The following is a 23398-nucleotide window of genomic DNA, read 5'->3' on the forward strand; positions in this document are numbered from 1 at the left end:
CGGAGCATCCGGCGGCATGTGAGGATTACGGCATGGCCAACAAGACCCAGTCGACGAAGAAAATCCACTCTCTCCTCGAACAATCCGTGAAGGAGTCGCTGCCGCTGAGCATTAGGCGCAGCGTCCAGAAAAACGAAGTGCTCCATGGAACCGTGCTGGAGATCGGCAAGGACTGGATCCTGCTGGCCTCCCTTCGCGACGGCGGTTACCTGGACGGCTACACGGCGCTCCGGATCGCGGACCTGCGCATGGTCGAACCGGAGGAGACGTTCCTGCCGATCCTGAAGAAGGACTCCCATTGGCCGCCGAAGAAGCCAGCGAAGCTGGACATCGCCAATCCGCGGACCATTATGGACACTGCGGCGGCACAGGAAACCCTGGTCGCCGTGTTCCGCGAAGCCACGCGTCCCGACACGTGCCTGATCGGCGCGCCAATGGACTGGGGCAAGAAGTCCGTGTGGCTGCTCACCGTCGACCCCGCGGCCCAGTGGGAGAACTTCCTGATCAAACTGCCGTTCAAGGACATCACCAGGATCAGCTTCGGCGGTGACTACGAGACGGCCCTGCTGCGCGTGGCCGGCGCTGTCCCCAGCCCCGAGACGCTGGACAACGGGCAGTAGGCGCCGCCTTCCCTACAGCCGGGAATCCGCTCCCCCGCGTTCCCATAAGGGTCGCCAGCCCGTTCCCATTAGAGTCGCCAGCCCATAGACTGTGAGCTCCGGAAGATAATCAGCTTCCTTACTATCTATGAGCGCGAGGAGAACAACAATGTCAGGAAATCTCATTGCACGCTCCATCCACGATCTAACCGCGGGGGCTTGGTTCGGCGGATCCCTGATGGGTGCCATCGGCCTCAACGGCGCGACCGCAGAGGCCAAGGACCCGACTGAGCGCACACGTCTATCCAGCCTCGGCTGGAAGAAGTGGGCCCCGGTCCAAACGGCTGCCTTCGCCGCCCACCTCGGTGCCGGCATTCCGCTCACGCTGGGAAACCGGGACCGGCTTGCCGAGCAGCACGGCGTCATGCGGCTCTCGGTGTACAAGGCCGTGGTCACCCTAGTTGGCGCCGCGGTGACCCTGTACGCCGGCATGGTGGGCCGCAAGGTCGATATGCTTTCGGGTGAAGGGGCAGAAGGTGCAACGGAACCGGCGCCGGCTTCCTCCCAGGAACTTGCGTCAGCCCAGAAACAGCTCAAGATCCTGCAGTGGACGATCCCGGTCTTTGCTGGCTGGGTCATGGTCCTGGGCGCCAAGGAAGGCGAGATGCAGCGGGTGCAGAACGTTGCACTCGGCCTGAAGAGGGCGGGGGCAGCCCGCGGGGTCATGGCCCTGCCTGTGCTGAAGCAACTGGCCGCCCGCACAGCTTGCCGGCAGTAGCAACCTTCATCATCGGCGGGAAACCCTGCATCGATCGAGGCTGTGGTCGATGCAGGAGTTTCCACTGCGCGCAGTAGGTGGGAATTCGGGAGCGGGCTTGTCAGGCGCAGCCCGGGCTTGTCAGGTGGGAATTCGGGAGCGGGCTTGTCAGGCGCAGCCCGGGCTTGTCAGGTAGGAAATCGGGGCTGGCTTGTCAGGCAGGCGGGCCGGGTTCGAAGCGGTAGCCCATGCCGGCTTCCGTCAGCAGGTAGCGGGGTTTGGCGGGGTCTGGTTCGAGCTTGCGGCGCAGCTGGGCGATGTAGACGCGCAGGTACTGGGTTTCCTTGAGGTACGCGGGTCCCCAGACGTGCGTCAGGATCTGCTGCTGCGAGACGAGGCGTCCGGGGTTGCGGGCGAGCAGCTCGAGGATGTTCCACTCGTTCGGCGTCAGCCGCACGGCTTGCCCGTCCCGCATGACGCGCTTGTCGTTGAGGTTGATCTCGAAGTCCGCGGTGGCCACGGACGGACCTTGGGCGGTGCTGCCAATCCGGCGGTCCGCGGCACGCAGCCGGGCGAGCAGCTCGTTGAGGTCGAACGGCTTCGTCACGTAGTCGTCCGCCCCCGCGTCCAGGGCCTCGACCTTTTCGGCGGAGGCGTGCCGGGCGGAGAGCACGATGATCGGGACGTCGGTCCAGCCGCGGAGGTCGCGGATGACCTCCACGCCGTCCATGTCGGGCAGCCCGAGGTCCAGGATGACCAGGTCGATCGGCGACTTGGCGGCTTCCGCGAGCGCGGCCCCGCCGGTGGCCGCCGTGAAGGTACGGTAGCCCCGGGCGGCGAGGTTGAGCTGCATGGCGCGAAGGAGCTGCGGCTCGTCGTCGACGATCAGGACATTGGCCATCCCTGCCGCATCCTCCTCACTCTGCCGCCTGCTACGCCTATTCTGCCCTGCCGGCCCGGCTCCGCGCCGCCGTCACCACCACTTGGACCTCTCCTTCTCGTGGATCAAGGCGCGGACCAGCAGCCACAGGACAACTCCCGCGGTGGCAAAGAGGCCCGCCATCTCCCAGAGCTCGAGCTCGTTCATCAGTTACAGGTCTCCCCGGTCAGGCGGCTTCGAAGGTGCGTCCGCATGACTCCAGCAAACCGCAGAACCTAGGCGCCGCCGTCGTTCTTGATGCTTTCTTCACGCCGGTAGGCCGAATCTTTGCGGAATCACAACGGCCGCGAACGGGACGCGAACGACGGCGGGGTGCCGGCCTCGTGCGGCAGGTGCCCACCGCAGGACTCGTGTCACGCGCCGGTGGACAGCGGCAGCCTGATCACCATGGTGAGCCCGCCGCCGGGCGTCTCCTCCGCCGCCAGCCGGCCGCCCATCGCGTCGGTGAAGCCCTTCGCGACGGCCAGGCCCAGGCCGATCCCGGTGCCTGCGGGTTTGTCGTCGAGGCGCTGGAAGGGGCGGAACATGCTGAGCACCTGGTCGGCGGGGATGCCGCGGCCGTGGTCGATGATGCGCAGTTCGCCGGCGGGGCTGCCGTCCACGGTGGCGCTGCCCATGCCGGTGGCGGAGCCGGTGATGACGACGTCGGGGCCGGCGTACTTGAGGGCGTTTTCGACGACGTTGGCAATGACCCGCTCGAGCATCCCGGGGTCCGCGTCCACCGGCGGAAGGTTGTCCGGGAGGTCCACGCGCACGCCCTCGGCCTGCAGTCCGCGCAGCCCGGCGGCGACGGCGTCCGTCCAGTAGGTGGGCTGGATCAGCGGGGTGACGGAGTCGGCGGTGAGGCGGGACATGTCCAGCAGGTTGCCGACGAGGACGTCGAGCCGGTCGGTGTAGTCCTCGATGGTGGCGAGCAGTTCGGCCTCGACCTCGGGCGGGAACTGCACGGCGTCCTGGCGCAGACTGCTGACGGCGAGCTTGATCCCAGCCAGCGGCGTGCGGAGGTCGTGCGAGACGGCCCGCAGGATCGAGGTGCGCATGCGGTTGCCCTCGGCGAGGCGGACGATGTCGCGCTGGCTGGCACGGAGCTGGTCCCGCTGGAGCAGGGCGAGCAGGTGCGCGCCGAAAGCGGTGAGGAGGTGCCGTTCCTGCTGGCTGAAGGGGCGGCCGGACAGGGCGAGCGTGTGCTCCGGGTCGAGCGGCTCGACGATGTCGTTGCCGCTGGGCTCCGCAGCGGTCTTGCCCGCGGCGGCGGCGAGGCGCCAGCGGCCGGGCGGGTTGCCAGGACTGCCCGGTTCCTCCGGGTTGTCCGCGTCTCCGCCGGCGGCCTTGAGGACGTACAGCCCGGCCCCCTGGCATTGGAAGTACTCGCGGATCCGCTCCATGAAGTCGTCCACCGTGTAGTGCTGGGCCAGAGTGCTGCGGCTCAGCTCGCCCAGCGCCGCCGCCTCCGCCCCGGCCGCGTCGGCTTCCCGGCTGCGCCGCGCGGAGAGGCCGACGACGAGGGAGACAGCGATCGCGACGGCCAGGAAGATGAGCAGGGCGAGCACGTTCTCCGGATCGCTGATGCCCAGCGTTCCCACCGGGTGCACGGCGGAGAGATTGACGACGGCGCTGGACAGCACGGCGGCAAGGACGGCCGGCCAGAGTCCGCCGACGAGGGCGACGGCGATCGTGCCGCTCAGCTGGACGAGCATGTCGGTGGCGAAGTGGCCGTGCTCGAAGAGGCCGAGCAGGAACTGGAGCAGCACCGGGAGCAGCACCGCCAGCACGAACCCGGCGATGAGGCGGCCGCGCCCCAACGGCGAGCGCGGCCTGGGTACGGCGACGGTGGCCGGGCCCTGCCCGTGGCTGACCAGGTGCACGTCGATGCCGGGGGCCAGGCGCAGCAAACGGGCGCCCACACCGCGGCGCAGCTGCGGAAGCCGGCCGTGCGCGGGGACACCGACGACGACTTGCGTGGCGTTGATGCCGCGGGCGAAGTCGGCCAGCGCCGCGGCGATGTCGGTCCCGCCGACGGAGTGGTAGCTGCCGCCGAGCCGGTCCACCAGCGCACGCTGCCGGTCCAGCTCCGCCGGCGAGCCGCCGCCGGCCCGGGACGTCCGCACGTGCACGGCATGCAGTTCGGCTCCCTCGCTCCCCGCAAGGATCCGCACCGCCCTGCGCACCAGCAGCTGCCCCTCGGGACCGCCGGACAACCCGACCACGGCCCGCTCGCGCACGCTCCGCTTCGCCTGCGCCGGCTCGCGCACGGCGCCCTTCGAGCCCTTGGAGCCCTTGGCCCGCGTCCTCGGTTGTGCCCGCGGCCGTTCGCCCGGACGCGGCCCTCCGTCCGGCCCCGCAGGCTCGCTCGGACGCGGCCGTTCGCCCGAACCCGGCCCTTCGGCCGGCCCGGCATGCTCCCGCGGACCCGGCCCTTCGGCCGGCCCGGGATGCTCCCGCGGACCGGCCTCGCCGCCGGTCCCCCGGCTCCCTGTTCCCATGGCTCCATTGTCGGCGCAACCCGCGCCCCGCCGTCGTTATTTTTGATGTTTTCTTAACGCCAAACCGCACGTCAGGCCCGCCCCGCCGGAGTAGTGTGGTCAATCGCTTCGGAAACCGGAGCCTTTCGCACCGCACCAGAAAGAAGACCGCGTTGGGTGCCTCAACCCAGTTCTTTGTCCCCGCCAGCGTCCCCCGCCCCACCGGGCACGGGAAGCCGGGCGGGACGTTCACCCGCTGGCTGCTCGAACACCGGGTCCAGCCGGTCGGGCCGGAAAGCGCCGAGGCCGGCGCGCACGAGCACCCCTGGTGGAAGGTCATGTGCCTGACCGGCGTCGACTACTTCTCCACGCTCTCCTACCTGCCGGCCATCGCGGCCCTGGCCGCCGGCGCGCTTTCGCCGCTGGCGACGCTGCTGATCGTGATCTTGACGGTGTGCGGGATGCTGCCTATGTACCGGCGGGTGGCACTGGCGAGCCCGCACGGGCAGGGGTCGGTGGCGATGCTGGAGAAGCTGCTGCCGTTCTGGCGCGGGAAGCTGTTTGTGCTGATCCTGCTGGGGTTCGTGGCGACGTCGTGGATCATCACCATCACGCTGTCTTCGGCCGACGCGACGGTCCATCTGCTGGAGAACCCGCGGGCGCCGCAGTTCCTCGAGGGCCAGCAGCTGCCGGTGACCATTGGGATGCTGCTGGTGCTGGGCGGGGTGTTCCTGCTGGGCTTCACCGAGGCCGTGGCGGTGGCGATCCCGGTGGTGGCGCTGTTCCTGGTGCTGAATGCCGTGGTCATCGGGGCGGGAATTTACGACGTCGTGGCCACCCCCGGCGTGGGGCGGACTGGGCCGGGGCGCTGACCTCGGGCTCGGGGGCGTGGGCGGGCTGATCCTGCCGGCGCTGCTGGCGTTCCCGCTGCTGGTCCTGGGGCTGTCCGGGTTCGAGACGGGCGTGAGCATGATGCCGCTGGTCGCCTCCCGGGCGCGACCCCGGCCGAGCGGATGGCCTCGCGCGTGAAGAACACCCGCCGCCTGCTGACCTCCGCCGCCGCGATCATGAGCGTCTACCTGCTCGGCAGCAGCCTCGTGACCACGCTGCTCATTCCGGCGGCCGAGTTCCAGGAAGGCGGGGCGGCGAACGGACGCGCCCTGGCCTACCTGGCGCACGAGCGCTTCGGGGAAGGCTTCGGTACGGTCTACGACATCTCCAGCATCCTGATCCTCTGGTTCGCCGGCGCCTCCGCGATGGCCGGGCTGATCAACATCGTGCCGCGCTACCTGCCCTCCTACGGCATGGCCCCGGACTGGAGCCGCGCCATCCGGCCGGTGGTCCTGGTGTACACCGGCGTCAGCATCGTCATCACCATCGCGTTCAAGGCGGACGTGAACGCCCAGGCCGGGGCCTATGCCACCGGCGTACTGGCCATGATGGTTTCGGCCTCCGCCGCCGTGGCCATCTCATGCTGGCGGGCCGCCGGCAAAGGTTCCCCCACAGAACCGTCCACCGCCGACGGCCCGCCTTACCCTTCCCCCGCCCGGCAGAACGGCGATGCCCCGGCCGGCCGCCATCTTAGCGAGGCGCAGGACCGGCACCGTTCCTCCCGAGCCCGGCGCCGGCTCCCCGCCGTCGCGTACTCCCTCCTGACGCTCGTGCTCCTTTACGCGCTCGTCGCGAACATACTGGAGAAGCCTGACGGCCTGATGATCTCGCTGCTGTTCATCGGAGGCATCATCGCCATCTCGCTGGTTTCCCGCGTCAGCCGGACCACCGAACTGCGCGCCGACCACATCGTGTTCGACGACGAGGCCCGCCGCTTCATCCGCGACACCCTCGAGTACGACGGCCGGATCAGCCTCATCGCACACAAACCCCGGGCGACCGGGACCTGGGCCTACGCCGACAAGGAGGCGACCCAGCGCCGGATCAACCCGGTCCCGGGCCTGGCCGACGTGATCTTCCTGGAGATCGAGATCAACGACCCCTCCGGCTTCAGCGACACCCTCTACGTGCGCGGCGAGGAAGCCGGCGGCCACCGGATCCTGAGGGCGCAAAGCCCCGCGGCGCCGAACGCCTTGGCCGCCATCTTGTTGGCGCTGCGCGACGCCACCGGCGTGATGCCGCAGGCCTACTTCGAATGGTCCGAAGGCAACCCGCTCACCCATCTGATGCGCTACCTGCTCCTCGGCCAGGGCGACACCGCCCCGTAGTGCGCGAGATCATCCGGCAGAACGAGCCCAACCCGCTCCGCCGCCCCGGCGTCCACGTCGGCTGACCCGCTCGACCCGCCCGCCCCTCTCCCGAAACCCCGGCCCATCACCCCATCACCCGCCCCTCCCTTGTCCCCAGCCACCCGCCCCTTCACCCATCACCCATCACCCATCACCCGAGCCTCCCCACCCAGCCCCGTCCCGGCCATCTCTAGAAAGCATTGGCCGGAAACGACCCCTAGAGGATCTATCGAGCCATTACCGGCCAACAGATGAGACCGCGGGCGATTCCGGCTTGCGGCGCGGCGCGGAGCCGAGTTGCGCGGATCGGCCAGCCAAAGCCGCCCCAGCGGCGTGAATGCCAGCGCTCTGCAGTAGCCTCTGTCCCAGGCCCGGGCTCCCACGTGCAATATAGGAAGGAAAGAACCCTATGGCTGCCAAGGCCTCACAGGCCCGCCGTGCCCGCAAGGCGCGCCGGCAGCAGCTGGCCAGAGGTGCCGGCGGGGTGCGACGGACGCAGCCAGCCCGGCCACCCTGGCTCGCGCGCCCGACCGCCGCGCTGGGACGGCTGGCGCGCGCCGCCGTCGTACTTGCCGCACGCCTCCGCCCGCGGCACCCGGCGCAGGTGATCGCCCTCGGTTTCGGCGGCGCCACGCTCGCCGGGACCGGGCTGCTGATGCTGCCGATGTCCAAGCAGGGCGAGGGCGGAGCCACCTTCCTGGAGGCGCTGTTCACCGCCACCTCCTCGGTGTGTGTGACCGGACTGATCATCGTGGACACCCCGGTCTACTGGACCACGTTCGGGCAGGTCGTGATCCTGGTCCTGATCCAGCTGGGCGGGTTCGGCGTGATGTCCTTCGGGTCGCTGCTGGGCGTGCTGATGGCCGGGCGGCTGGGCCTGCGCGCGAGGATTTCGGCCGCCGCGGAGACCAAGAGCACCGGGTTCGGCGACGTCCGGACGGTCCTGCTGGGCGTCCTGAAGATCTCGCTGCTCACGGAAGCCGCGCTGGCGCTGGTGCTCACGGCGCGCTTCATGACCGGCTACGACTACGCGCCCGGCGAGGCCCTCTGGCATGGTGTGTTCCACTCCGTCTCCTCCTTCAACAACGCCGGCTTCGCGCTGTACTCGGACAACCTGATGGGCTTCGTGTCGGATCCGTGGATCTGCCTGCCAATCGCCGCCGCGGTGATCATCGGCGGGCTCGGCTTCCCGGTGCTGTTCGAGCTGGCGCGGCAGTACAGGCGGCCGATCCACTGGTCCATGAACACCAAGCTCGTGCTGGCCGGGTCAGGCGTGCTGCTGGCCGGCGGGACCATCTTCCTCACCGCGGCGGAGTGGACAAACAAGGCCACGCTCGGGGCGCTGGATCCGGGCTCACGGGTGCTGGCCGGGTCCTTCCAGTCCGTCATCACGCGCACGGCCGGCTTCAACAGCGTCGACATCGGCCAGATGCACCCGGTCTCCTGGCTGGGCATGGACATCATGATGTTCATCGGCGGCGGGCCCGCGGGCACGGCGGGCGGCCTGAAAATCACGACCTTCGGGGTGTTGTTCTTCATCCTCTACACAGAGATCCGCGGCGAGGCAGCCGTCAACATCTTCGGCAAGCGCCTCTCCCGGTCGGTGCACCGCCAGGCCATCACGGTGGTGCTGCTCGCGATCGCCCTGGTGGTCGGGGCCACGATGGCGCTGATGTTAATGTCCGACGCCGGAATGGAGCGTCTGCTGTTCGAGGTCGTCTCCGCGTTCGCAACCGTGGGGCTGTCCACCGGCATCACCGCCGGCCTCCCGCCCGCTGGCCAGGTAATCCTGATCATCCTTATGTTCGTCGGCCGTCTCGGCCCGGTCACGCTGGCGTCCGCGCTGGCGCTACGGCAGCGGCCCGTCCTGTACGAATTCCCGAAAGAGAGGCCGTTAATTGGCTAGGAACCCCTTCCCCGCACGCTCCTTTGACCGCATCGCGGAGGCGGACGCCGTCGTCGTTATTGGCCTGGGCCGCTTCGGCGGCGCGCTGGCCCTTGAGCTCGAATCACAGGGCACGCAGGTGCTCGGGATCGATGCCGTGGAGGATACCGTGCAGGCGTTCAACGGGCTGCTCACGCACGTGGTCCGCGCCGACTCGACCAAGGAAGAGGCGCTGCGGCAGCTCTCCGTGCACGAATTCGACCGCGCCGTCGTCGGCATCGGCACCGACGTGGAAGCCAGCATCCTGACGACGTCGCGGCTGCTCAAATTCGCGAAGCCGGTAATCTGGGCCAAGGCGATCAGCGAGCCGCACGCGGAGATCCTGGAGCAGCTTGGCGTGCACCACGTGATCCGGCCCGAGCACGACATGGGCCGCCGCGTCGCCCACCTGGTCGGCGGCGCCATGCTGGACTACGTCGAGTTCGAAGACAACTTCGTCATGATCCGGACGACTCCGCCCAGCCTCGCCCAGGACCGGCCCCTCGAAATACTGCAGCTTCGCTCGAAATTCGACATCACCGTCGTCGCCGTGAAGCGCCAGGGCGGCCACTGGGAACACACCACCCCGCAGACCGTGCTCTACGACGACGACCAGATCATCGTCCAAGGCACCAAGGAGAAAGCCGAGTCCTTCAGCGCCCTGCTGTGACGGCGGCTGCACCGAGCCCGCGCCTCCCCAGAAAGCTGCTGGCCGGAAACGACCCCTTTAGGGGATCTATCGAGCCATTACGGGCCAACCGATGAGCCTGTGGACAACTTCCGCAAGGCACCCGCCAACCTCGGCATACTGTCGGCATGCGCAAGCCATATCCGCTGCCGAGCCATCTGAAGGATTCCGCGTTTACCATCCTGGACGGACGAAAGGCAGGGCTGAGCCGCGGCCGCATGCGCAACGACACGGTTCTGAGGACGGGCCGCAGCATCCGGACGCCCACGAACGCGGATTAGGATTTCGCGGGCCGTCTCCGGCCGTATACCCGTGTCAACGAGCGCAGTTGCGCCTCCCACGCCAGCGCCGCCATCATCTGGGGCTTTCCCGCTTCCAACGGCGGCTATCGGAGGAGCCCCTGCACCTCACGCGCCCCTCCGGAGCCGCCCGAATCCGGCGGAAGGACGTCGTCTGCCACCGCTCCCTCATCTATCCAGATGAGATTCAGGAATTGGACGGCATCTTCCTCACCTCACGAGCCCGCACCTGGCTGGACTTGGCCGAATGCTCAAGCTTGGATCTGCTCGTCATTGTTGCCGATCACCTGGTCCGTATTCCCAGGCCATGGTTCGAGGGTCACGAGAAGCCATACTGCACTCTGGCTGAACTCGCTCGCCTCATAGAGCGCCATCCCGGGACATGTCCTACCCGAAGTACCGCATCGCCATCGAGTATGAAGGCGATCCCCATAACCAGCCGAAGCAGGTGCGCAGGGACATCCGCCGGGCCGAGAACGTCGCCGCCGCCCGGTGGGACGAGATCAGGATTTCCGGCGACCACATGCTCGACGGCGCTCGCGAAGCCGTGGCCAAGATCAGGAAGAGGCTGATCGAGAAGGCCTGGGACGGCCGAAGCGCGTAGACGCCGGCCGGCCTGGCCAGCGGAAACGGCCGAACCGAATCGGCGCCCGGCGGCCTCATCAGCTGGACGATCCGGGGTCGGCCCAGCAGTCAGAGCTACCGCCACCAGGCGCGCGGGGCTCCGGGGCCGGGCAGCGGATAGCGCTACCCCCGGTGTGCGGGACCTTTGCCCCATGCAACAGCCGCTCAGTCCTGGCTATGGCGGTGGCCGAAAATGAATTCCTCTGCGTGCGCGACCGCCTTCTTGAACGAGTCGTTCCGCAGCGCGATCTGGTCAAAGTCGCCCTTCGCTTCCGCCTCGACGTAATCCGTGAAGCCCGGACGCAGTGCCCAGATCCCGCCCGTCGGAGGCAGGTAGAACACGGCGAAGGAGCGGTGCTCGCGGTCGTCTTCCCACACGGGAACGACGGCGACGGCGGCACCTGTGTCCACATTGATCCATTGGGCGCGTGGCCGGGGCTGGTCCTCCTCGTAGACGCTCGGGTCCAGGAAGGGCGCCGTTCCGGGCCCCCAGCGCTCTTCGAACCTCTCGTGGAAGATCGGGAAGAGGTGGTAGTCATAGCGGCGCCAACTGGACATTGGAGCTGCTCCTTTCTGAAGTGCCAACGGGATTCTTGCGTGCCAATCGGAAGAAACCGGGCTGCTGTCCGGCTACGGGAAGAACCAACGCCACAGCAGGCGCTCGAAGACGTCGGGCGGCGGACGCAGGGGCGATTCATCCGGACATAGCGAGATGGCGTCGTCCTGCCGCGGCCGGAGCCAGGCCGGCGAGATCCAGACCTCGTCCTGGCGCTGCCGCGGATCGTCCCGAACAACCCAGCCGTCGTCCTGGCGCTGCCGCGGATCCTCCCGGACAACCCTGACCTCGTCCCTTTCCAGGGGGGCCGCCCGGCGGGGTCCTGTCTGCGGGGAGGAACCGGACGGCCCGGCCGGCCCGCGCGTTTCACCGCTGCGGCGGACGCGGACGCGGACATGGATGTCCCGGCCGCGCGGCTCCGGTACGGCCTGCGGACGGTGGCTCCGCCGGTCGTAGGCGGCCCGGCGGTGCGGATCCGAGAGGACCTCGTAGGCGTGGTGGATCGCCGCCACGTTCCGGGCCAGCCGGCGGGCCTCGACGGCGTCGCGCGGTTTGTGCATGTCCGGATGGTGTTTCCGCAGGAGCGCACGGTAGGCACGCCGGATGTCCTCCGGGCCCGCGGTCGAAGGAACCTGGAGGATGTCGTAGAGATCCGGCTCTTCCATGGCAACCTCGCTGAAGCGGCGGACGCCGGCCGGAGTCCAGTGGAACCCGAACCGCCGGCCGCGTCCACCTCTGGCTGCAGATCAGGCGTTGATCTGCTGTTTCGTATCGCTGCTGTTGATCTCGATCTTGCGTGGCTTGGCCTGCTCACGGATGGGGATGCGCAGTGTCAGCACCCCGGCGTCGTAATTGGCCGTGACCGCGTCCGTGTCCAGCGTGTCGCCGAGGATCAGCTGGCGGCTGAAGGTGCCCGCCGGCCGCTCGGCCGCCACCACGTCCTGGCGGTCCTCGACGCGGGACTTGCGCTCGGCGCCGACGGTCAGGACATTGCGTTCAACGTCCAGATCGATCGTCGAGGGATCAACGCCGGGCAGGTCCAGTTCGACGACGAACTCGTCACCTTCGCGCCATGCATCCATCGGCATTGCCGCGGGCCGGCCCTGCGTTCCGAAGACCTGCTGGGTCAGGCGGTCCAGCTCACGGAAGGGATCGGTCCTCATCAACATGACTGCCTCCTTCAGTTCTTCTTGTCGGTGTGCCGGAAGGATTATCTATGTCTCCCGACACAGAAATTATGACTCCGGAGTATCCTGTTTTCAAGTGGTTTTTGGAGGGCAAGTTGGCAGAAGAACGGCACGGCGCCGACCGCGGCGTCTACGGCATCTCCGTCGCTGCCGATCTGCTCGGCGTCGGCGAGCAGACCCTGCGGCTCTACGAGCGCAAGGGCCTGGTGGAGCCGGCGCGGACCGACGGGGGCACGCGGAGGTACAGCCAGAACGACGTGGACCGCATGCGCAGGATCGGCGAGCTGGTCGGCGACGGGCTGAACCTGGCGGGCGTGGGCAAGGTGCTCAGGCTCGAGGAGGACAACGCCGCCCTGCACCGGGAGCTGAAGGCCGCGAGGAAGAGGGCAGCCAAGCGCGGTGGCACTCGGAGGGACGGGGACGGCGGGACGGACGGCGCAGCCGAAGAAACCCCCGCGGAGGCGCCCCGCATCGTGCCGGAGGGCTGATCATCCGCGTCGGGTGGCGCGCCGGGGCCGGAAACGGGCGAGGGGCCCCGCCATGGAAATCCATGGCGGGGCCCCTCGCTCGCGCAGGATGCTGCGGACGGCCTAGAGCGTGTCGGTGTTGATGCCGGGCCGGACGGCGTTGGACACCTTGAACTGGGTGCCTGCGTAGAACCAGGCCGAGCCGTCGGAGCGGGTGCCGACCATGTCCGCCTTGGCGTCCCGATTGAAGTCGCCGGTGCCCACCACGCGGGTGTAGACGTTCCAGCCCGAGCCGATCCTCCGCTCGTTGGACAGCCAGGCGCTTCCGGAGCGCTGGGCCAGGCCGGTGCGCAGCCAGATGGTGCCGTCGGCCTTGCGGAACACGACATCCTTGGTGCCGTCGCCGTCGAAGTCCGAGACGGGGGCAACGCCGGAGTAGCCGGACCAGCCGCTCGCGATGAGCGTGCGCGGTCCGTGGCTCTTGCCGGTGCCGGAACCTGCGTAGAGATAGGCGCTGCCGTTCGGATGGACGGCCAGCAGGTCGTTCTTACCGTCGCGGTTGAGGTCGCCCACGCCCTCCAGGTGCGTGAACGCGGTCCAGCCGCTGCTGCCGATCTTTACGCGCGGCCGCAGGCCCTCGCTGCCGGAGCCGACCTTGCCGGTGCCGGCGTAGAACCACAGCCGGCCGTCCTTGTCGACGGCGACCAGGTCGTTCCGGCCGTCGCGGTTGTAGTCGCCGACCGCCGTCAGGTGCTTGTAGGCCTGCCAGCCGCTGTTGCCGATCTTGACCCGCGCGCCGTAGCTGCCCGTGCCGTCGCCGGGCGCGAACCAGAGCTGGCCGTTGGGCTTCGAGCCGATCAGGTCGGCCAGGCCGTCGCCGTTGTAGTCGCCCGGCGCGACCATCTGGCTGAACTCGTCCCAGACCGGATCGCCCTTGGCAACCCCGCGCTTGTAGCCCTCCGGCTCCGAGAAACCGGTGCCGGCGTAGAACCGCAGCGTCTTGTTCGAGTAGACGCCCAGGATGTCGCCCTTGCCGTCGCGGTTGTTGTCGCCGACGCCGAGCACCTGCTGGAACGCCTGCCAGCCGCTGCTGCCGATCTTCTGCGCGGCATTGAAGAGCTTGCCGGAGCTGGTCGCCGCGCCGTTGCCGCGCAACAGCCAGAGCGTGCCGTCCGCCCGCGTCGCCGCGACGTCCTCGCGCCGGTCGCCGTCGAAGTCCTGCATGGCGATCAGCTGGGTGAACGCGCCCCAGCCGCTGCCTGCAGTGCTGCGCGTGCCAAGGGCGCCCGTCCCCTTCCCGGGGTACAGGTAGGCGGTCCCGTTGGTGTGCTGGGCCAGCAGGTCCTGCCTGCCGTCTTCGTTCAGGTCGCCGGTAACAACGACGTCGGTCATGGAGTTCCAGCCACTGGAACCTACCTTGACGCGGGCCTTGAACTTGCCGTCGCCCGTGCCGGCGTAGAACCACAGCGCGCCATCGTTGTGCCGGGCGAGCAGGTCCGGGTACTGGTCCCCGTTGAAGGTGCCGGCGCCGATCAGCTTGTTGTAGACCTGCCAGCCGCTGCCGATCCTGACGGGCGTACCGTAGCCGCCGGAGCCGTTGCCCGGGTAGAACCAGAGGTAGCCGTCGGTCCGGCGGGACACGAGGTCCGCGTGTCCGTCCATGTTGAGGTCGCCCGGCGCTGCCGAGGTGACGGTGGTGCTGACCGGATTGACCGTCGACGTGGCCGGCTTGACGCCGGAGGGGTACCTGGCGAAGTCCTTCAGCTGGGTCAGCGTGCCGCGCCAGACGTTGGAGTCGCCGAGGAACGGCCCGGATTCGCTGTACTGCCAGATGTCGTACCGGGTCCAGCCGGCCGGGAGCCACGGGTAGGTGACGTTGCCGGTGGAGAAGTGCGCGATGTGCAGCGGATGGTCTTTGAAGGCAGTGCTGGAACCCAGGCACTGGTTCCACCAGGAGCCGTTGGTGTAGATGGCGGGCACGCGGCCGGTCCGGACCTTGATCTGGTTCGAGAAGTCGCGCACCCAGTTGACCAGCTGTGACGGGCTCATGTTGTAGCAGGTGTTGCCGAGCTCCGGGTACGGGTTGTACTCGATGTCGAGCAGCGGCGGCAGCGTCCTGCCGTCCGCCGACCAGCCGCCGCCGTTGTTCACGAAGTAGTCCGCCTGGGTCTTGCCGCTGGTGACGCTCGGGATGGCGAAGTGGTAGGCGCCGCGGATCATGCCGACGTCGTACGAGCCGGTGTACTGGGAGCCGAAGGACGGGTTCTTGTAGGTGGTGGATTCTGTGGACTTGATGTAGGCGAAGCGGGCACCCAGGTTCCACTCGTACTGCCAGTTCACGCTGGGCTGCCAGCCGGAGACATCCATGCCCTGGACGCCCGAGGGCCTCCAGTGATACCGGTCCGTTGCGGCGGCGATCGTGACGGCGGCGGTGCGGTCGATCTCCAGCACGTCGAGCGTCTCTGCCAGCTCTTCCTGCGCCGGCGCTTCTTCAAGCTCGGCCTCGCGCTCCTGGCGCATCTCCAGGCCCTTGCCCATCTCCGCGCCGTGCTCGCCCTGCACCTTTTCCAGCAGGGCCAGCTTCTGTGCCTGGGTCATCTCCTCCAGCGGGATGTCCTCGACCGTCGCCTTGTCGGTTTCCTCAGCCGGGGCCGGCTCCTCGGTGGCGGGAGCCGCGGGTGCTGGGTCGGCGGGTGCCGTGGTCTCGGGCGCCGCCGGCTGTGTAGGAACAGTCGCCGACGGGGCCGGAGAGGTCTCTTCCGGTGCGGGCTCGGGCAGGGCGCTGCTGGTCGGCCGGGCGGTGCCCTGCGCGGCCGGCGCCGTTTCGGCGGCCTGCTGCGGTGCGGTTGCGGTAGCGGATGCCGGCGCCACGAGGACGCCGCCGACGGCGACGGACAGGACCGTGGCCGCAGTCAGGACGCGGGTGCACGAACCGGTCAATCGTTTCTTCCAAAAAGGCGCAGAGGTCTCGGCTGAGGTTGAAAGTTTCATGAGGAAGCGCTCCCCCGGGCGCGCGTTAAATATGAGGCTACAGTGACGGCTGTGGTTAAAGGGTAACCCAGACCGTCAAGCCCGTCCCGGGGCCAAAGTCCTTTGCAAGGCCGACACGCCGAGATGTGTTTGACATCACGTCGCAGCCCCGGAAGGGATTTTCAAACGTCGAATCCATCCGCCCAAGTCAGCGGCACGCCGCGCGGGCGCACTGTCAGTCGCCGGATTCCTCCGGCCGCGCATCCGATGCCGCGGCGCGGATGTCCTTGCGCCGCTCATCCTCGATGATACGCAGCATCTGCCGCTCGATCTTCGCAGCGGCCACGGGGCCGAGTTCCGCGCGCAGCCGCCTGAGTTCCTCAGCAGCGATTCGCCGGCGAAGGGCATCGCGCTCGGCGACGCTCGCCGCGTGCTCCAACGCCCAACGGTGCTGCTCGAACACGTGGCCGTCCCCCCGCTGCCTGCCGACGCCCGCGCTGCGGAACTGCCCCTGCGGCAGCCGCGCCCCGGCGTCGTTGTTTGCTGAGTTTGCTCCGCTCCCGGTGCGGGACGGAGTCGGGCCGGCTCCCCCAAGAAGGGATAGCCGGCCCGTTGTTCGGTTACGGATGTGCTGTCCGGTGCCCGTGGCCTTCGACCTTGCGCCGGCCGCTGGTGAGCAGCAGGCCGACAGCAATCATCGCGGCGCCCAGGACGAAGTGCAGCCAGTCGTCCGCGGTGTTCAGCGGGACGAAGTTGGCCGTGGCTTCGGGGCCGACGATCAGGCCGTAGATCCACAGCGCGAGGTACACCACGCCGCCATAGACCAGGTAGTTGCGGGCCGCCCAGGCGTCCCGGCCCGCGGCGACACCGGCGATGCCGTACAGCAGGTGGACGATGTTGTGCAGCACGGAAACCTGGAACACGCCCAGCAGCATGGCCCCGGACGCGTGCCCGGCAAAGGCCATCTCGTCGTAGTTGGTGGTGACCCCGGGGATGAAGCCGAGGACGCCGACTACCAGGAACACGATGCCGACAGTCATCGCTGCCGTCCGGACTGCCGGGTGCGCCCCGTGTGCATGCGTGCTTTGTGATGCGGTCATAGCCGTCTTCCCATCTGTGGCCGCCTCTCCTGTCAGGATGGGCAGGACCCATGAGGCGTCCGCTGCTTTAAGGATAGATTCTGGTGGCCCGGGTGCAAGAGGACGCGGCAGGCGGCCTACTGGGGCCGCCTACTGGGGGCTGCCGGCCTCTTCCAGTCCGCTGCCGGGAATGGGGGCGCAGGCACGCGCGGTGACGGCCCGTTCCAGGGTGGCAACGTTCGCCAGCCCGGTGCGGCTGCCGCCGAAGCAGTCCAGCGCAGCGTCCGGCGTCCCCTCGTCGACGCGGATGCGCACGTCGATCAGGTAGACATGGCTGTCCATCACGCCGATGCTGCGGTCCAGCGCCAGGAGCTGCGCGGGATTCCGCCCCGGCCGGATCCACTCACCGGAATTGTCCGAGCCGAGCAGCATCCACTTGGCCGAGATGATGTTGATGCCCGGCCCGAGGTCCAGCGTGTCCATCAGGTTGTAGCTGGCGCCGGAAATGACGGACGGGTTCTGCACGGCGACCTCGTAGGACACGTCCCACACCCCGGCGCCGGCTTGGTCGGCCCGAACGGGCTCGCGGGCACTGGTGGTCACGCTCAGCTTCGGCGCATGCCAGTCGCTGGCCACCTGGCAGGCAATCTGCTGGCCGTAGCCGGGCGTGACGGAGGTTTCCCCGTGCACTAGCGGGCCCGTCCCGGCGGTCAACTCGCAGTCCCAGCGGCCGGGCGAGAACTCGGCCCCGCCGACAAAGCGCGGGCTCTCCCCCAGGTTGTACGTCTTTCCGGCGGCCACCTCGGCGGCCACGCCTGAGGTCCCAACGACGGCGGGGGCGGCTTCCCCGCGGGGCGTCGCGGAGAGGTTCCAGTCGGCGGGGGTGACGCCGTTGACGGGATCCGCCATCGGGACCTTGACCAGCGTCAGCAGCTGCTCGCACTTCACCGAGGCAACGATGGTGACGGTGTTGATCGATTTGAGCCTGCCGACCCGCCCCGCACCGTCCGTGCCGGCTGCCTCGCACCCGGCGGGAAGCTCAAGGTTCCCGGTCAGCGAGACCGGAGTGCCGCCGTCGTACGCGTACCACGCGCCCCACTCCCCCTTGGCGACGCCGCCCGGTCCCGCGGGCATCAGCAGCGCGGAGTCGAAGCCCTGGGGCTGGGTGCCGCGGCGGTAGTGGGTGCCGTTAATGTTCCAGTCCTGTTCGACGGCGACACGCACCGGCAGCGGCTGGCAGGCCTTGGCAGTGAGGCCGTTGAGCTGCACGCTGCTGGTCAGGCCGGTGCCGCGGCCGGAGTTGAAGCGGCAGTCCAGGTCCGCCGCGGGAGTGCCGGACGGGACCGAGACGACGGCGTCCACGTGGTAGGTGTGGACGATGTCGCGGTCGGTGTCGAAGCCGAGCTTCGTGCCTGCCGGAGCCAGCGTGGCGGTCCGGTTGGTGTCCGGCGTGGGCCACGTCCCGGACGACGGCGGACCGTCACCTGTGCGCTGCCAGCTGGCCGAGATGATGCTCAGGCCGGGGCCGAAGTCCAGGGTGTCCTGGAGGCTGTAGGGCTCTGCGGTGTCCTCCGAGGTGTTGGTGACGCTGATGTCGTAGCCGACGGTCCAGACGCCGGGCGCGCGTTCCTGCGGCGTGACGGCGGTCTTCATCAGCTCCAGGTCGCCCTCGCTTTGGCCGCACTCGAGGTTGTTGCGGAGGGTGTAGCGGTTCAGGCCCTCGTCCAGTTCCGTGGTGAGGCCGGCGTCCGTCATGGCCTCAGTCCCGTCGCCGTCGATCATGCTGCGGGAGACCAGCTGGCACTGCTTGCCCGTGGAGATGCTGCCCTTGATGGCGATCTCGCTGCCGTCCTCATAGCCGGACTGCGGGACGCCGACGCGGGCAGGGTTGTTGGGGTCCGGGGAGATCAGCAGGCCGCCCGTGACGCCGAGGCTGGCGACTTCCTCGGGGGTGGCGGCGCGGCCGTTGATCTGCCAGGCCAGATCGACCAGCAACTGTGCGGCCGGGCCGCCGCTGCCGGAGTTGTCCCCGGGGGCACCGTCCACGACGTCCGGGGCCTCGGTGACGGGCTTCTTGATGACATCGGGGGCGATGCCGTCCGGGTCCTCGCCCGAGCCGGGCTGGTCGCCGTCGTCGTTCTTGCCGTCCTTATCCGGTTCTGCCGGCGTTGGCTCGTCGGCCGGATCCGCGGGTTCCGCGCCGGGGACGGTCGGCTCGGCCGGCGGCACTGCCGGGTCCGTGCCGTCGGTGCCTGTGGCCGGCGGCACGACCGGCGGGTCCACGGCCGGCGGGGTTGTCGCCGGCGGGGTTGTCGCCGGCGGGGTCGTCGCTGGCGGGCTGGTGGCCGGCGGAGTCTCAGGGGCGGTCGACGGCGGGATCTCGGCCGGAGCAGGTGCGGGCGGCTGCGTTGCCGGCGGCGTCGTGACCACGGGGTCGACGGCGGAGGGCTGCGGCGACGGAGACGGCGCCGGCGCCGGCGGCGTTACGCCGGAAGGCGCGGGCGGGGCCGGAGTTGGCGACGCGGACTGCGTCGGTGCAGAAGACTCCGGCGCAGAAGACTCGATGGGCGCAGGTGCCGACGGAGCTGCCGTCGCGGAAGCCGAATCGTCCCAGGACTCAGCCTGTTCCGTCGGCTCCACCTCGGTGGCGCCGGCCCCCTGCCAGCCCATCAGCAGCAGGGCACACGTGAGCAAAGCGGCGAGCACGGCCCTTAAGCCGAACGCCGAATGCCGTCGTCGTTGCCTCATGTACGCCCCCAACTGGCTGTACGTCACCCAAGCCTTGCAACGCCGTCGCCGGCGCCGCTGGCCCAGGCCAACCTCTACCTCTTCAAGACCCGGCGGTCCGGGTTCTCCGCTGCTTCCCCCAACGGGAGGCGGCGGAAATGGTGGCCGGAACGGTGCGCGTTCCCGGTCCACACCAACTGGTGCCGCCCCAACACCTTCGTGCGAGCCTTCCCGCCCCCTGCGGGAAATGCGTAGGTCCAACGTACCAACGGGCCCTTGCAAACACCATAGGACCAGTTGGTGGACCGCGGATTGGGGGCCAGGTTCCCTCCAGCCGGGACCGGCACCGAATTTCAGCCTCCGGACCACAGCGACCGATCCTAGGGTTAGAGTAAAAACTAAGCCGACTGACAAACCGCCAGTCGGTACGACCAAACGAAGGGAGAAAACCATGGGTTTGGACGACAAGATCGAGAACGCCGCGGAACGCCTGGGCGGCCAGAGCAAGGAAGCCGCCGGTAAGGCTACCGACAACGAGCGCCTGGAAGCCGAAGGCAAGACTGACCAGAGCAAGGCGGACCTGAAGGACGCCGGCGAGAAGGTCAAGGACGCCTTCAAGAAGGACTGATCCTTCGAGGCTCCGAATGAGGGGGTGCGGCCAGCGGGCCGCACCCCCTCATTTGTGTCCCCCTATTTGTGTTGGTTTGCGACGGCGGCATCCCGGCTCCGCGTATATTACCGACGGCGGTATCCCGGCTCCGCGTCCATTAGCGACGGCGGGCGGCGCCTAAGTTCCATCGGCTGCGAGGCGCCGGACCCACTCTTGCGTCGGGCGGCCGAGGCGCCGGTCTGTCACGACCTGCAGCTTCGCGGCCCGCCGGACAATCCGGCCCTCCGCCTCCGCTGGCCAGTCCTTGCGCTGCTGCCCGCCCGGCCCCTGCTCCGCCTGGCCGGGCCCGTGCTCAGGCAGGGCCGACGGCCGGGACGCCTGGGCGAGGGGCTGCACCGCCGCCACTGAGAGGATCTCGATCTCCTCGTCCGTGGCGAGGCTGCTCGTGGCCAGGATCCCCAGGATACCGAGCCCGGTTTCCTTCAGGGCAGGGTCCTCCGAGAGCGCCGCATTCAGCGCCCACTGCGCCCGGCCCCACCACTCGGCCCGGCGGTCCGCCAAAGACCGCTGCTTCAAGGCCTGCCACGCGATCGTTCCGGCGATCGCCGCCGCCAGCAGTGTGGCCAGCGGCGTGAGCGCACCCAAGACCTCCCACCAGCCGACGTCCTGGCCGCCCGCGGCTTCCCGCACGGCCATGATCAAGTTGTCCACGGCTCCATCATGCCCCTCCGAACCGTCCCCCGCGCGAGGCTCCCGACCCAAATCTGTTGGCCCGTAGTGGCTGGATAGGGGGCTCTATCCAGCCACTACGGGCCAACAGTTTTCATTTGCAGGGTTCATTTGCAACACGTCGGGTTTGCAGAACGCCGGGCGCGGTCGCGAGTGAGGCCGCCGCCCGGCTTTCCGGACGGCGGCCTCGGTTTTTGAAACCGGTTCACTCCAGCCGGTCAAGCCGGCTCCGCGGCCGTGGCCGTTCCCCGGCCAGCCGCGGAGCCGGGTTGATCAGCCCTTCCTGCGCGACAGCCGCGGAGCCGAGTTGATCAGCCCTTCCTGCGCGACAGCCGCGTCGCCGCAGCGCCGCCGAGGATCAGCAGCGCCGCGCCGGGCACCAGCCAGAGGCTATCCGTGCCGGTCTGCGCGAGCTGCGGCCGAACCACCGGCGCCGGCTGCGGAGCCGCTGCACCGGGCATCGGTGCCGGGGCGGGGGCCGGTGCAGGAGCGGGCGAAGGAGCTTGGGTCGGGGCCGGCGACGGAGTGGGCGCCGCTTCCTCTTCCTCTTCTTCCTCGCCGTGTTCGTAACCCTCTTCCTCCGGGACCTCGACTTCGGCGCAGGCCTCGGCCTCGTACTTGTGGTTCAGCACGGCGCGGTTCAGCAGGCCGGTGCCGTCATCCCCGTTCAGCTCGCAGTCCAGTTGGTCCTCGTCCGCGTCCTCATCGACCTCGACGCGCACCCAGACGTTGTAGGTGTGGACGGAGTCGGCCTCGATCTCGCGGTCGTCCGCCAAAGTCGCCGTCGGTTCGCCCGACGGATCGGACCAGACGCCGTCCTCGTCGTCGTGATCCAGGAGCCACGCCGCATCCGTGGCGGTGATCCCCTCGCCGAATTCCAGCGTGTCCGTGAGGTCGTACTCGCGGTCGGCGAACCTGGACGGGTTGGTCACGGTGACCTCGTAGTCGATCTCCCAGATGCCGGCACCGACATCGATGGCGTCACCGGCGCTCTTCTCGATCTCGAGGTGTTTGGCATGGAGTTCGTTGGTGACGGTGCAGGTCACGTCCTGGCCATGCTTCGGCCTGACCGTGTCGCCGTCCTGCTCCACCTCGCCGTCGTCAGCCTCGCAGGACCAGTCGCCCTCCTCGAATTCCTCGTTGCCGTCGAACGTGGCCTCCTCGTCCAGCGTGTAGGTGGTCCCGGCGTCAACGCGGGCGGAGACCCCGCTGTGACCTTCGACGGCGGCGTCCTCGCCCTCCGCGGTGGCAGTGAGCCAGAACCAGCCCTCCTCTTCCGAGTAGCCGTACGGCTCGATCTTCTTGACGAGCTTCAGGGTCGTTTCGCAGTTGACCTCATTAACGACGACGAACTCGTTGGCGCCGTCCCCCAGCTCGAAGGTGCCGAGGCCCTGCTTGCTATCCAGCCAGCAGCCGTCAGGGAGGTCGGTCTCCTCCTTGATCGTCAGGTCCTTGCCGCTCCGGTAGTCGTCGTAGGTGTAGCCCCACTCGGCGTCGCGGAACTGGTCCTCGTCCTTCGGCTGCGAGAGCTTCAGGTCGGCGTCGAAGCCGTCCGGCTGCTCGCCCTCGGCGTAGTACTCGCCGTCGATGTTCCACTTCTTATCGACGCGGACGGAGGCATCCTTGCCATGGTCGCCGTCGTCGTCATGGTCCTCGGACTCGTCGTGCTCGGACTCTTCCTCGCTCTCGGATTCCTCCTCGCCTCCGGCCTCTGACTCCGCCTCGGCTTGCTGCCCGAAGTCCTCGCCCTCGGCGCCGGCCTCGTCGGCCGGGACAGCCTCGGGCGCTGGTGCCGTTTCGGGCACTGCCGTGTCAGGTCCCGGAGCCGGGGCAGCTTCCGGCGCGGGCACCGGTTCTGCCGCGGCCGGTTCGGCCGGCGCCGGAGCGGGGGCCGGTTCCACGGCGGCCGGTACCGCAGGAGGCTGCGCCGCGGGTGCCTGCTGCGCTGCAGGGTCGCTGGCGGCCGCCGGCTCGGCCTGTGCCGGCTCGGCTGCCGAGGCTTCGGCAACCACGGCTCCGGCCGGCGCGGCTGCAGCCTTTTTGACCAGCTCGGCCGCGCTGTCGACGGTAGGTGAGCCCCCGCCGTCGTCCGCTATAGCTGCCGGCATGACGCCGCCGACGGTCAACGCACACACCGCCGCGGCGCCCAGCGCCCCTCGGAGCCGCCTGCGCCTCGTGTTGCCGCCGGTCCGGCTGCCGCCGTCCCCGTCCGGCCGGCCGTACCAATGCATGGAATCACCCATATCGAAGTTCCCTCTCGCCGGCCCGCTCGCGGGCCGTCCCAGGTGCGAATGCGCGGACCCGTTTCCCCGTCCGCCTGACTCATGAGCGCGCCGAAGCACGCTGCGGCCGCCCTCCCGACCGGCCGCACCACGCAGCCTCCCCCAGAGGCTGCGTCCCCACGGTCGCCTCCGTCCGCACTGCAGTGCGCGCAGAAGCCACCGGCCGCCGGCCGTCCTGACGGAGAGGATCCGGCGGTATTCGAAAGCGTAGTGGCGCACCCGCGGCGGGGCTAGGTGAATCCATTAGTTCATTGGCCG

The 23398-nt window shown here is 69.0% G+C and carries 20 protein-coding genes; 9 read left to right on the forward strand and 11 right to left on the reverse strand.

Features of this window, described 5'->3' with window-relative positions; all coding sequences use genetic code 11:
• The first annotated feature begins 32 nt into the window (after positions 1–32).
• Positions 33–620: a hypothetical protein gene (locus OC550_RS01535; protein ID WP_262103551.1), complete on the forward strand. Its 588-nt coding sequence runs from the start codon at positions 33–35 to the stop codon at positions 618–620.
• A 148-nt stretch (positions 621–768) separates the two neighbouring features.
• A complete protein-coding gene (locus tag OC550_RS01540) occupies positions 769–1377 on the forward strand; it encodes a hypothetical protein (RefSeq protein ID WP_262103552.1) in 609 nt (202 codons plus the stop codon).
• Positions 1378–1570: 193 nt separating this feature from the next.
• On the opposite strand, the gene OC550_RS01545 is transcribed toward OC550_RS01540, so the two are convergent.
• The gene (locus OC550_RS01545) at positions 1571–2257 is read right to left on the reverse strand and encodes a response regulator (protein WP_262103553.1); all 687 of its coding nucleotides are present in this window, start codon (positions 2255–2257) and stop codon (positions 1571–1573) included.
• A 392-nt stretch (positions 2258–2649) separates the two neighbouring features.
• Entirely contained in the window at positions 2650–4779 is a 2130-nt protein-coding gene (locus tag OC550_RS01550; RefSeq protein WP_262103554.1) for an ATP-binding protein, read from the reverse strand.
• A 152-nt stretch (positions 4780–4931) separates the two neighbouring features.
• Between OC550_RS01550 and OC550_RS01555 the strand changes: the two genes are divergently transcribed.
• The 5 genes from OC550_RS01555 to OC550_RS01575 all read left to right on the forward strand — a co-directional run bounded on the left by OC550_RS01555 (position 4932) and on the right by OC550_RS01575 (position 10513).
• Positions 4932–5630 carry a hypothetical protein gene (locus OC550_RS01555; protein ID WP_262103555.1) on the forward strand — a complete coding sequence of 233 codons (699 nt, stop codon included), beginning with the start codon at positions 4932–4934 and terminating at the stop codon, positions 5628–5630.
• A 153-nt stretch (positions 5631–5783) separates the two neighbouring features.
• Entirely contained in the window at positions 5784–6977 is a 1194-nt protein-coding gene (locus OC550_RS01560) for a hypothetical protein (protein ID WP_262103556.1), read from the forward strand.
• Positions 6978–7407: 430 nt separating this feature from the next.
• The gene (locus OC550_RS01565) at positions 7408–8904 is read left to right on the forward strand and encodes a TrkH family potassium uptake protein (RefSeq protein WP_262103557.1); all 1497 of its coding nucleotides are present in this window, start codon (positions 7408–7410) and stop codon (positions 8902–8904) included.
• The gene (locus OC550_RS01570) at positions 8897–9592 is read left to right on the forward strand and encodes a TrkA family potassium uptake protein (RefSeq protein WP_262103558.1); all 696 of its coding nucleotides are present in this window, start codon (positions 8897–8899) and stop codon (positions 9590–9592) included. The genes OC550_RS01565 and OC550_RS01570 overlap by 8 nt, the downstream gene beginning before the upstream one ends.
• Before the next feature lie 699 nt (positions 9593–10291).
• On the forward strand, positions 10292–10513 hold the full coding sequence (locus OC550_RS01575) for a hypothetical protein (RefSeq protein WP_262103559.1): 222 nt from the start codon (positions 10292–10294) through the stop codon (positions 10511–10513).
• 185 nt (positions 10514–10698) lie between these two features.
• On the opposite strand, the gene OC550_RS01580 is transcribed toward OC550_RS01575, so the two are convergent.
• The 3 genes from OC550_RS01580 to OC550_RS01590 form a co-directional block, all read right to left on the reverse strand.
• Positions 10699–11091 (reverse strand): hypothetical protein, encoded by a 393-nt coding sequence (locus OC550_RS01580; RefSeq protein ID WP_262103560.1) that lies wholly within the window; start codon positions 11089–11091, stop codon positions 10699–10701.
• A 72-nt stretch (positions 11092–11163) separates the two neighbouring features.
• The gene (locus OC550_RS01585) at positions 11164–11754 is read right to left on the reverse strand and encodes a J domain-containing protein (RefSeq protein ID WP_262103561.1); all 591 of its coding nucleotides are present in this window, start codon (positions 11752–11754) and stop codon (positions 11164–11166) included.
• Between the two features lie 81 nt (positions 11755–11835).
• Complete coding sequence (locus OC550_RS01590) at positions 11836–12258, reverse strand: Hsp20/alpha crystallin family protein (protein ID WP_262103562.1); 423 nt, start codon at positions 12256–12258, stop codon at positions 11836–11838.
• A 113-nt stretch (positions 12259–12371) separates the two neighbouring features.
• Between OC550_RS01590 and OC550_RS01595 the strand changes: the two genes are divergently transcribed.
• Positions 12372–12764 carry a MerR family transcriptional regulator gene (locus OC550_RS01595; RefSeq protein ID WP_306556900.1) on the forward strand — a complete coding sequence of 131 codons (393 nt, stop codon included), beginning with the start codon at positions 12372–12374 and terminating at the stop codon, positions 12762–12764.
• 102 nt (positions 12765–12866) lie between these two features.
• Here OC550_RS01595 and OC550_RS01600 read toward each other — a convergent pair whose 3' ends face one another.
• The 4 genes from OC550_RS01600 to OC550_RS01615 all read right to left on the reverse strand — a co-directional run bounded on the left by OC550_RS01600 (position 12867) and on the right by OC550_RS01615 (position 19075).
• Positions 12867–15683, reverse strand: coding sequence for a GH25 family lysozyme (locus OC550_RS01600; RefSeq protein WP_262103563.1), 2817 nt, complete (start codon positions 15681–15683; stop codon positions 12867–12869).
• A 265-nt stretch (positions 15684–15948) separates the two neighbouring features.
• The gene (locus tag OC550_RS01605; protein WP_262103564.1) at positions 15949–16176 is read right to left on the reverse strand and encodes a hypothetical protein; all 228 of its coding nucleotides are present in this window, start codon (positions 16174–16176) and stop codon (positions 15949–15951) included.
• A gap of 157 nt (positions 16177–16333) precedes the next feature.
• On the reverse strand, positions 16334–16813 hold the full coding sequence (locus tag OC550_RS01610) for a DUF4383 domain-containing protein (RefSeq protein WP_262103565.1): 480 nt from the start codon (positions 16811–16813) through the stop codon (positions 16334–16336).
• 129 nt (positions 16814–16942) lie between these two features.
• The gene (locus OC550_RS01615) at positions 16943–19075 is read right to left on the reverse strand and encodes a DUF11 domain-containing protein (protein ID WP_262103566.1); all 2133 of its coding nucleotides are present in this window, start codon (positions 19073–19075) and stop codon (positions 16943–16945) included.
• Positions 19076–19970: 895 nt separating this feature from the next.
• On the opposite strand from OC550_RS01615, the gene OC550_RS01620 reads away from it, so the two are divergent.
• Complete coding sequence (locus OC550_RS01620; RefSeq protein WP_262103567.1) at positions 19971–20147, forward strand: CsbD family protein; 177 nt, start codon at positions 19971–19973, stop codon at positions 20145–20147.
• Positions 20148–20306: 159 nt separating this feature from the next.
• On the opposite strand, the gene OC550_RS01625 is transcribed toward OC550_RS01620, so the two are convergent.
• Together OC550_RS01625 and OC550_RS01630 are read right to left on the reverse strand one after the other, a co-directional pair.
• Complete coding sequence (locus OC550_RS01625; protein WP_262103568.1) at positions 20307–20840, reverse strand: hypothetical protein; 534 nt, start codon at positions 20838–20840, stop codon at positions 20307–20309.
• 329 nt (positions 20841–21169) lie between these two features.
• Positions 21170–23101 (reverse strand): hypothetical protein, encoded by a 1932-nt coding sequence (locus OC550_RS01630; protein ID WP_262103569.1) that lies wholly within the window; start codon positions 23099–23101, stop codon positions 21170–21172.
• Positions 23102–23398 lie beyond the last annotated feature (297 nt).

This window comes from Arthrobacter sp. Marseille-P9274, from assembly GCF_946892675.1.
In the GTDB taxonomy this organism is placed as follows: domain Bacteria; phylum Actinomycetota; class Actinomycetes; order Actinomycetales; family Micrococcaceae; genus Crystallibacter.

What these genes read in the sequence shown, in the direction of transcription:
- OC550_RS01585 (WP_262103561.1), bottom strand. Translation starts at nt 11,754, where the DNA reads ATGGAAGAGCCGGATCTCTACGACATCCTCCAGGTTCCTTCGACCGCG.
- OC550_RS01565 (WP_262103557.1), top strand. Translation starts at nt 7,408, where the DNA reads ATGGCTGCCAAGGCCTCACAGGCCCGCCGTGCCCGCAAGGCGCGCCGG.
- OC550_RS01540 (WP_262103552.1), top strand. Translation starts at nt 769, where the DNA reads ATGTCAGGAAATCTCATTGCACGCTCCATCCACGATCTAACCGCGGGG.
- OC550_RS01545 (WP_262103553.1), bottom strand. Translation starts at nt 2,257, where the DNA reads ATGGCCAATGTCCTGATCGTCGACGACGAGCCGCAGCTCCTTCGCGCC.
- OC550_RS01610 (WP_262103565.1), bottom strand. Translation starts at nt 16,813, where the DNA reads ATGACCGCATCACAAAGCACGCATGCACACGGGGCGCACCCGGCAGTC.
- OC550_RS01535 (WP_262103551.1), top strand. Translation starts at nt 33, where the DNA reads ATGGCCAACAAGACCCAGTCGACGAAGAAAATCCACTCTCTCCTCGAA.
- OC550_RS01575 (WP_262103559.1), top strand. Translation starts at nt 10,292, where the DNA reads ATGTCCTACCCGAAGTACCGCATCGCCATCGAGTATGAAGGCGATCCC.
- OC550_RS01620 (WP_262103567.1), top strand. Translation starts at nt 19,971, where the DNA reads ATGGGTTTGGACGACAAGATCGAGAACGCCGCGGAACGCCTGGGCGGC.
- OC550_RS01550 (WP_262103554.1), bottom strand. Translation starts at nt 4,779, where the DNA reads ATGGGAACAGGGAGCCGGGGGACCGGCGGCGAGGCCGGTCCGCGGGAG.
- OC550_RS01580 (WP_262103560.1), bottom strand. Translation starts at nt 11,091, where the DNA reads ATGTCCAGTTGGCGCCGCTATGACTACCACCTCTTCCCGATCTTCCAC.
- OC550_RS01630 (WP_262103569.1), bottom strand. Translation starts at nt 23,101, where the DNA reads ATGGGTGATTCCATGCATTGGTACGGCCGGCCGGACGGGGACGGCGGC.
- OC550_RS01590 (WP_262103562.1), bottom strand. Translation starts at nt 12,258, where the DNA reads ATGTTGATGAGGACCGATCCCTTCCGTGAGCTGGACCGCCTGACCCAG.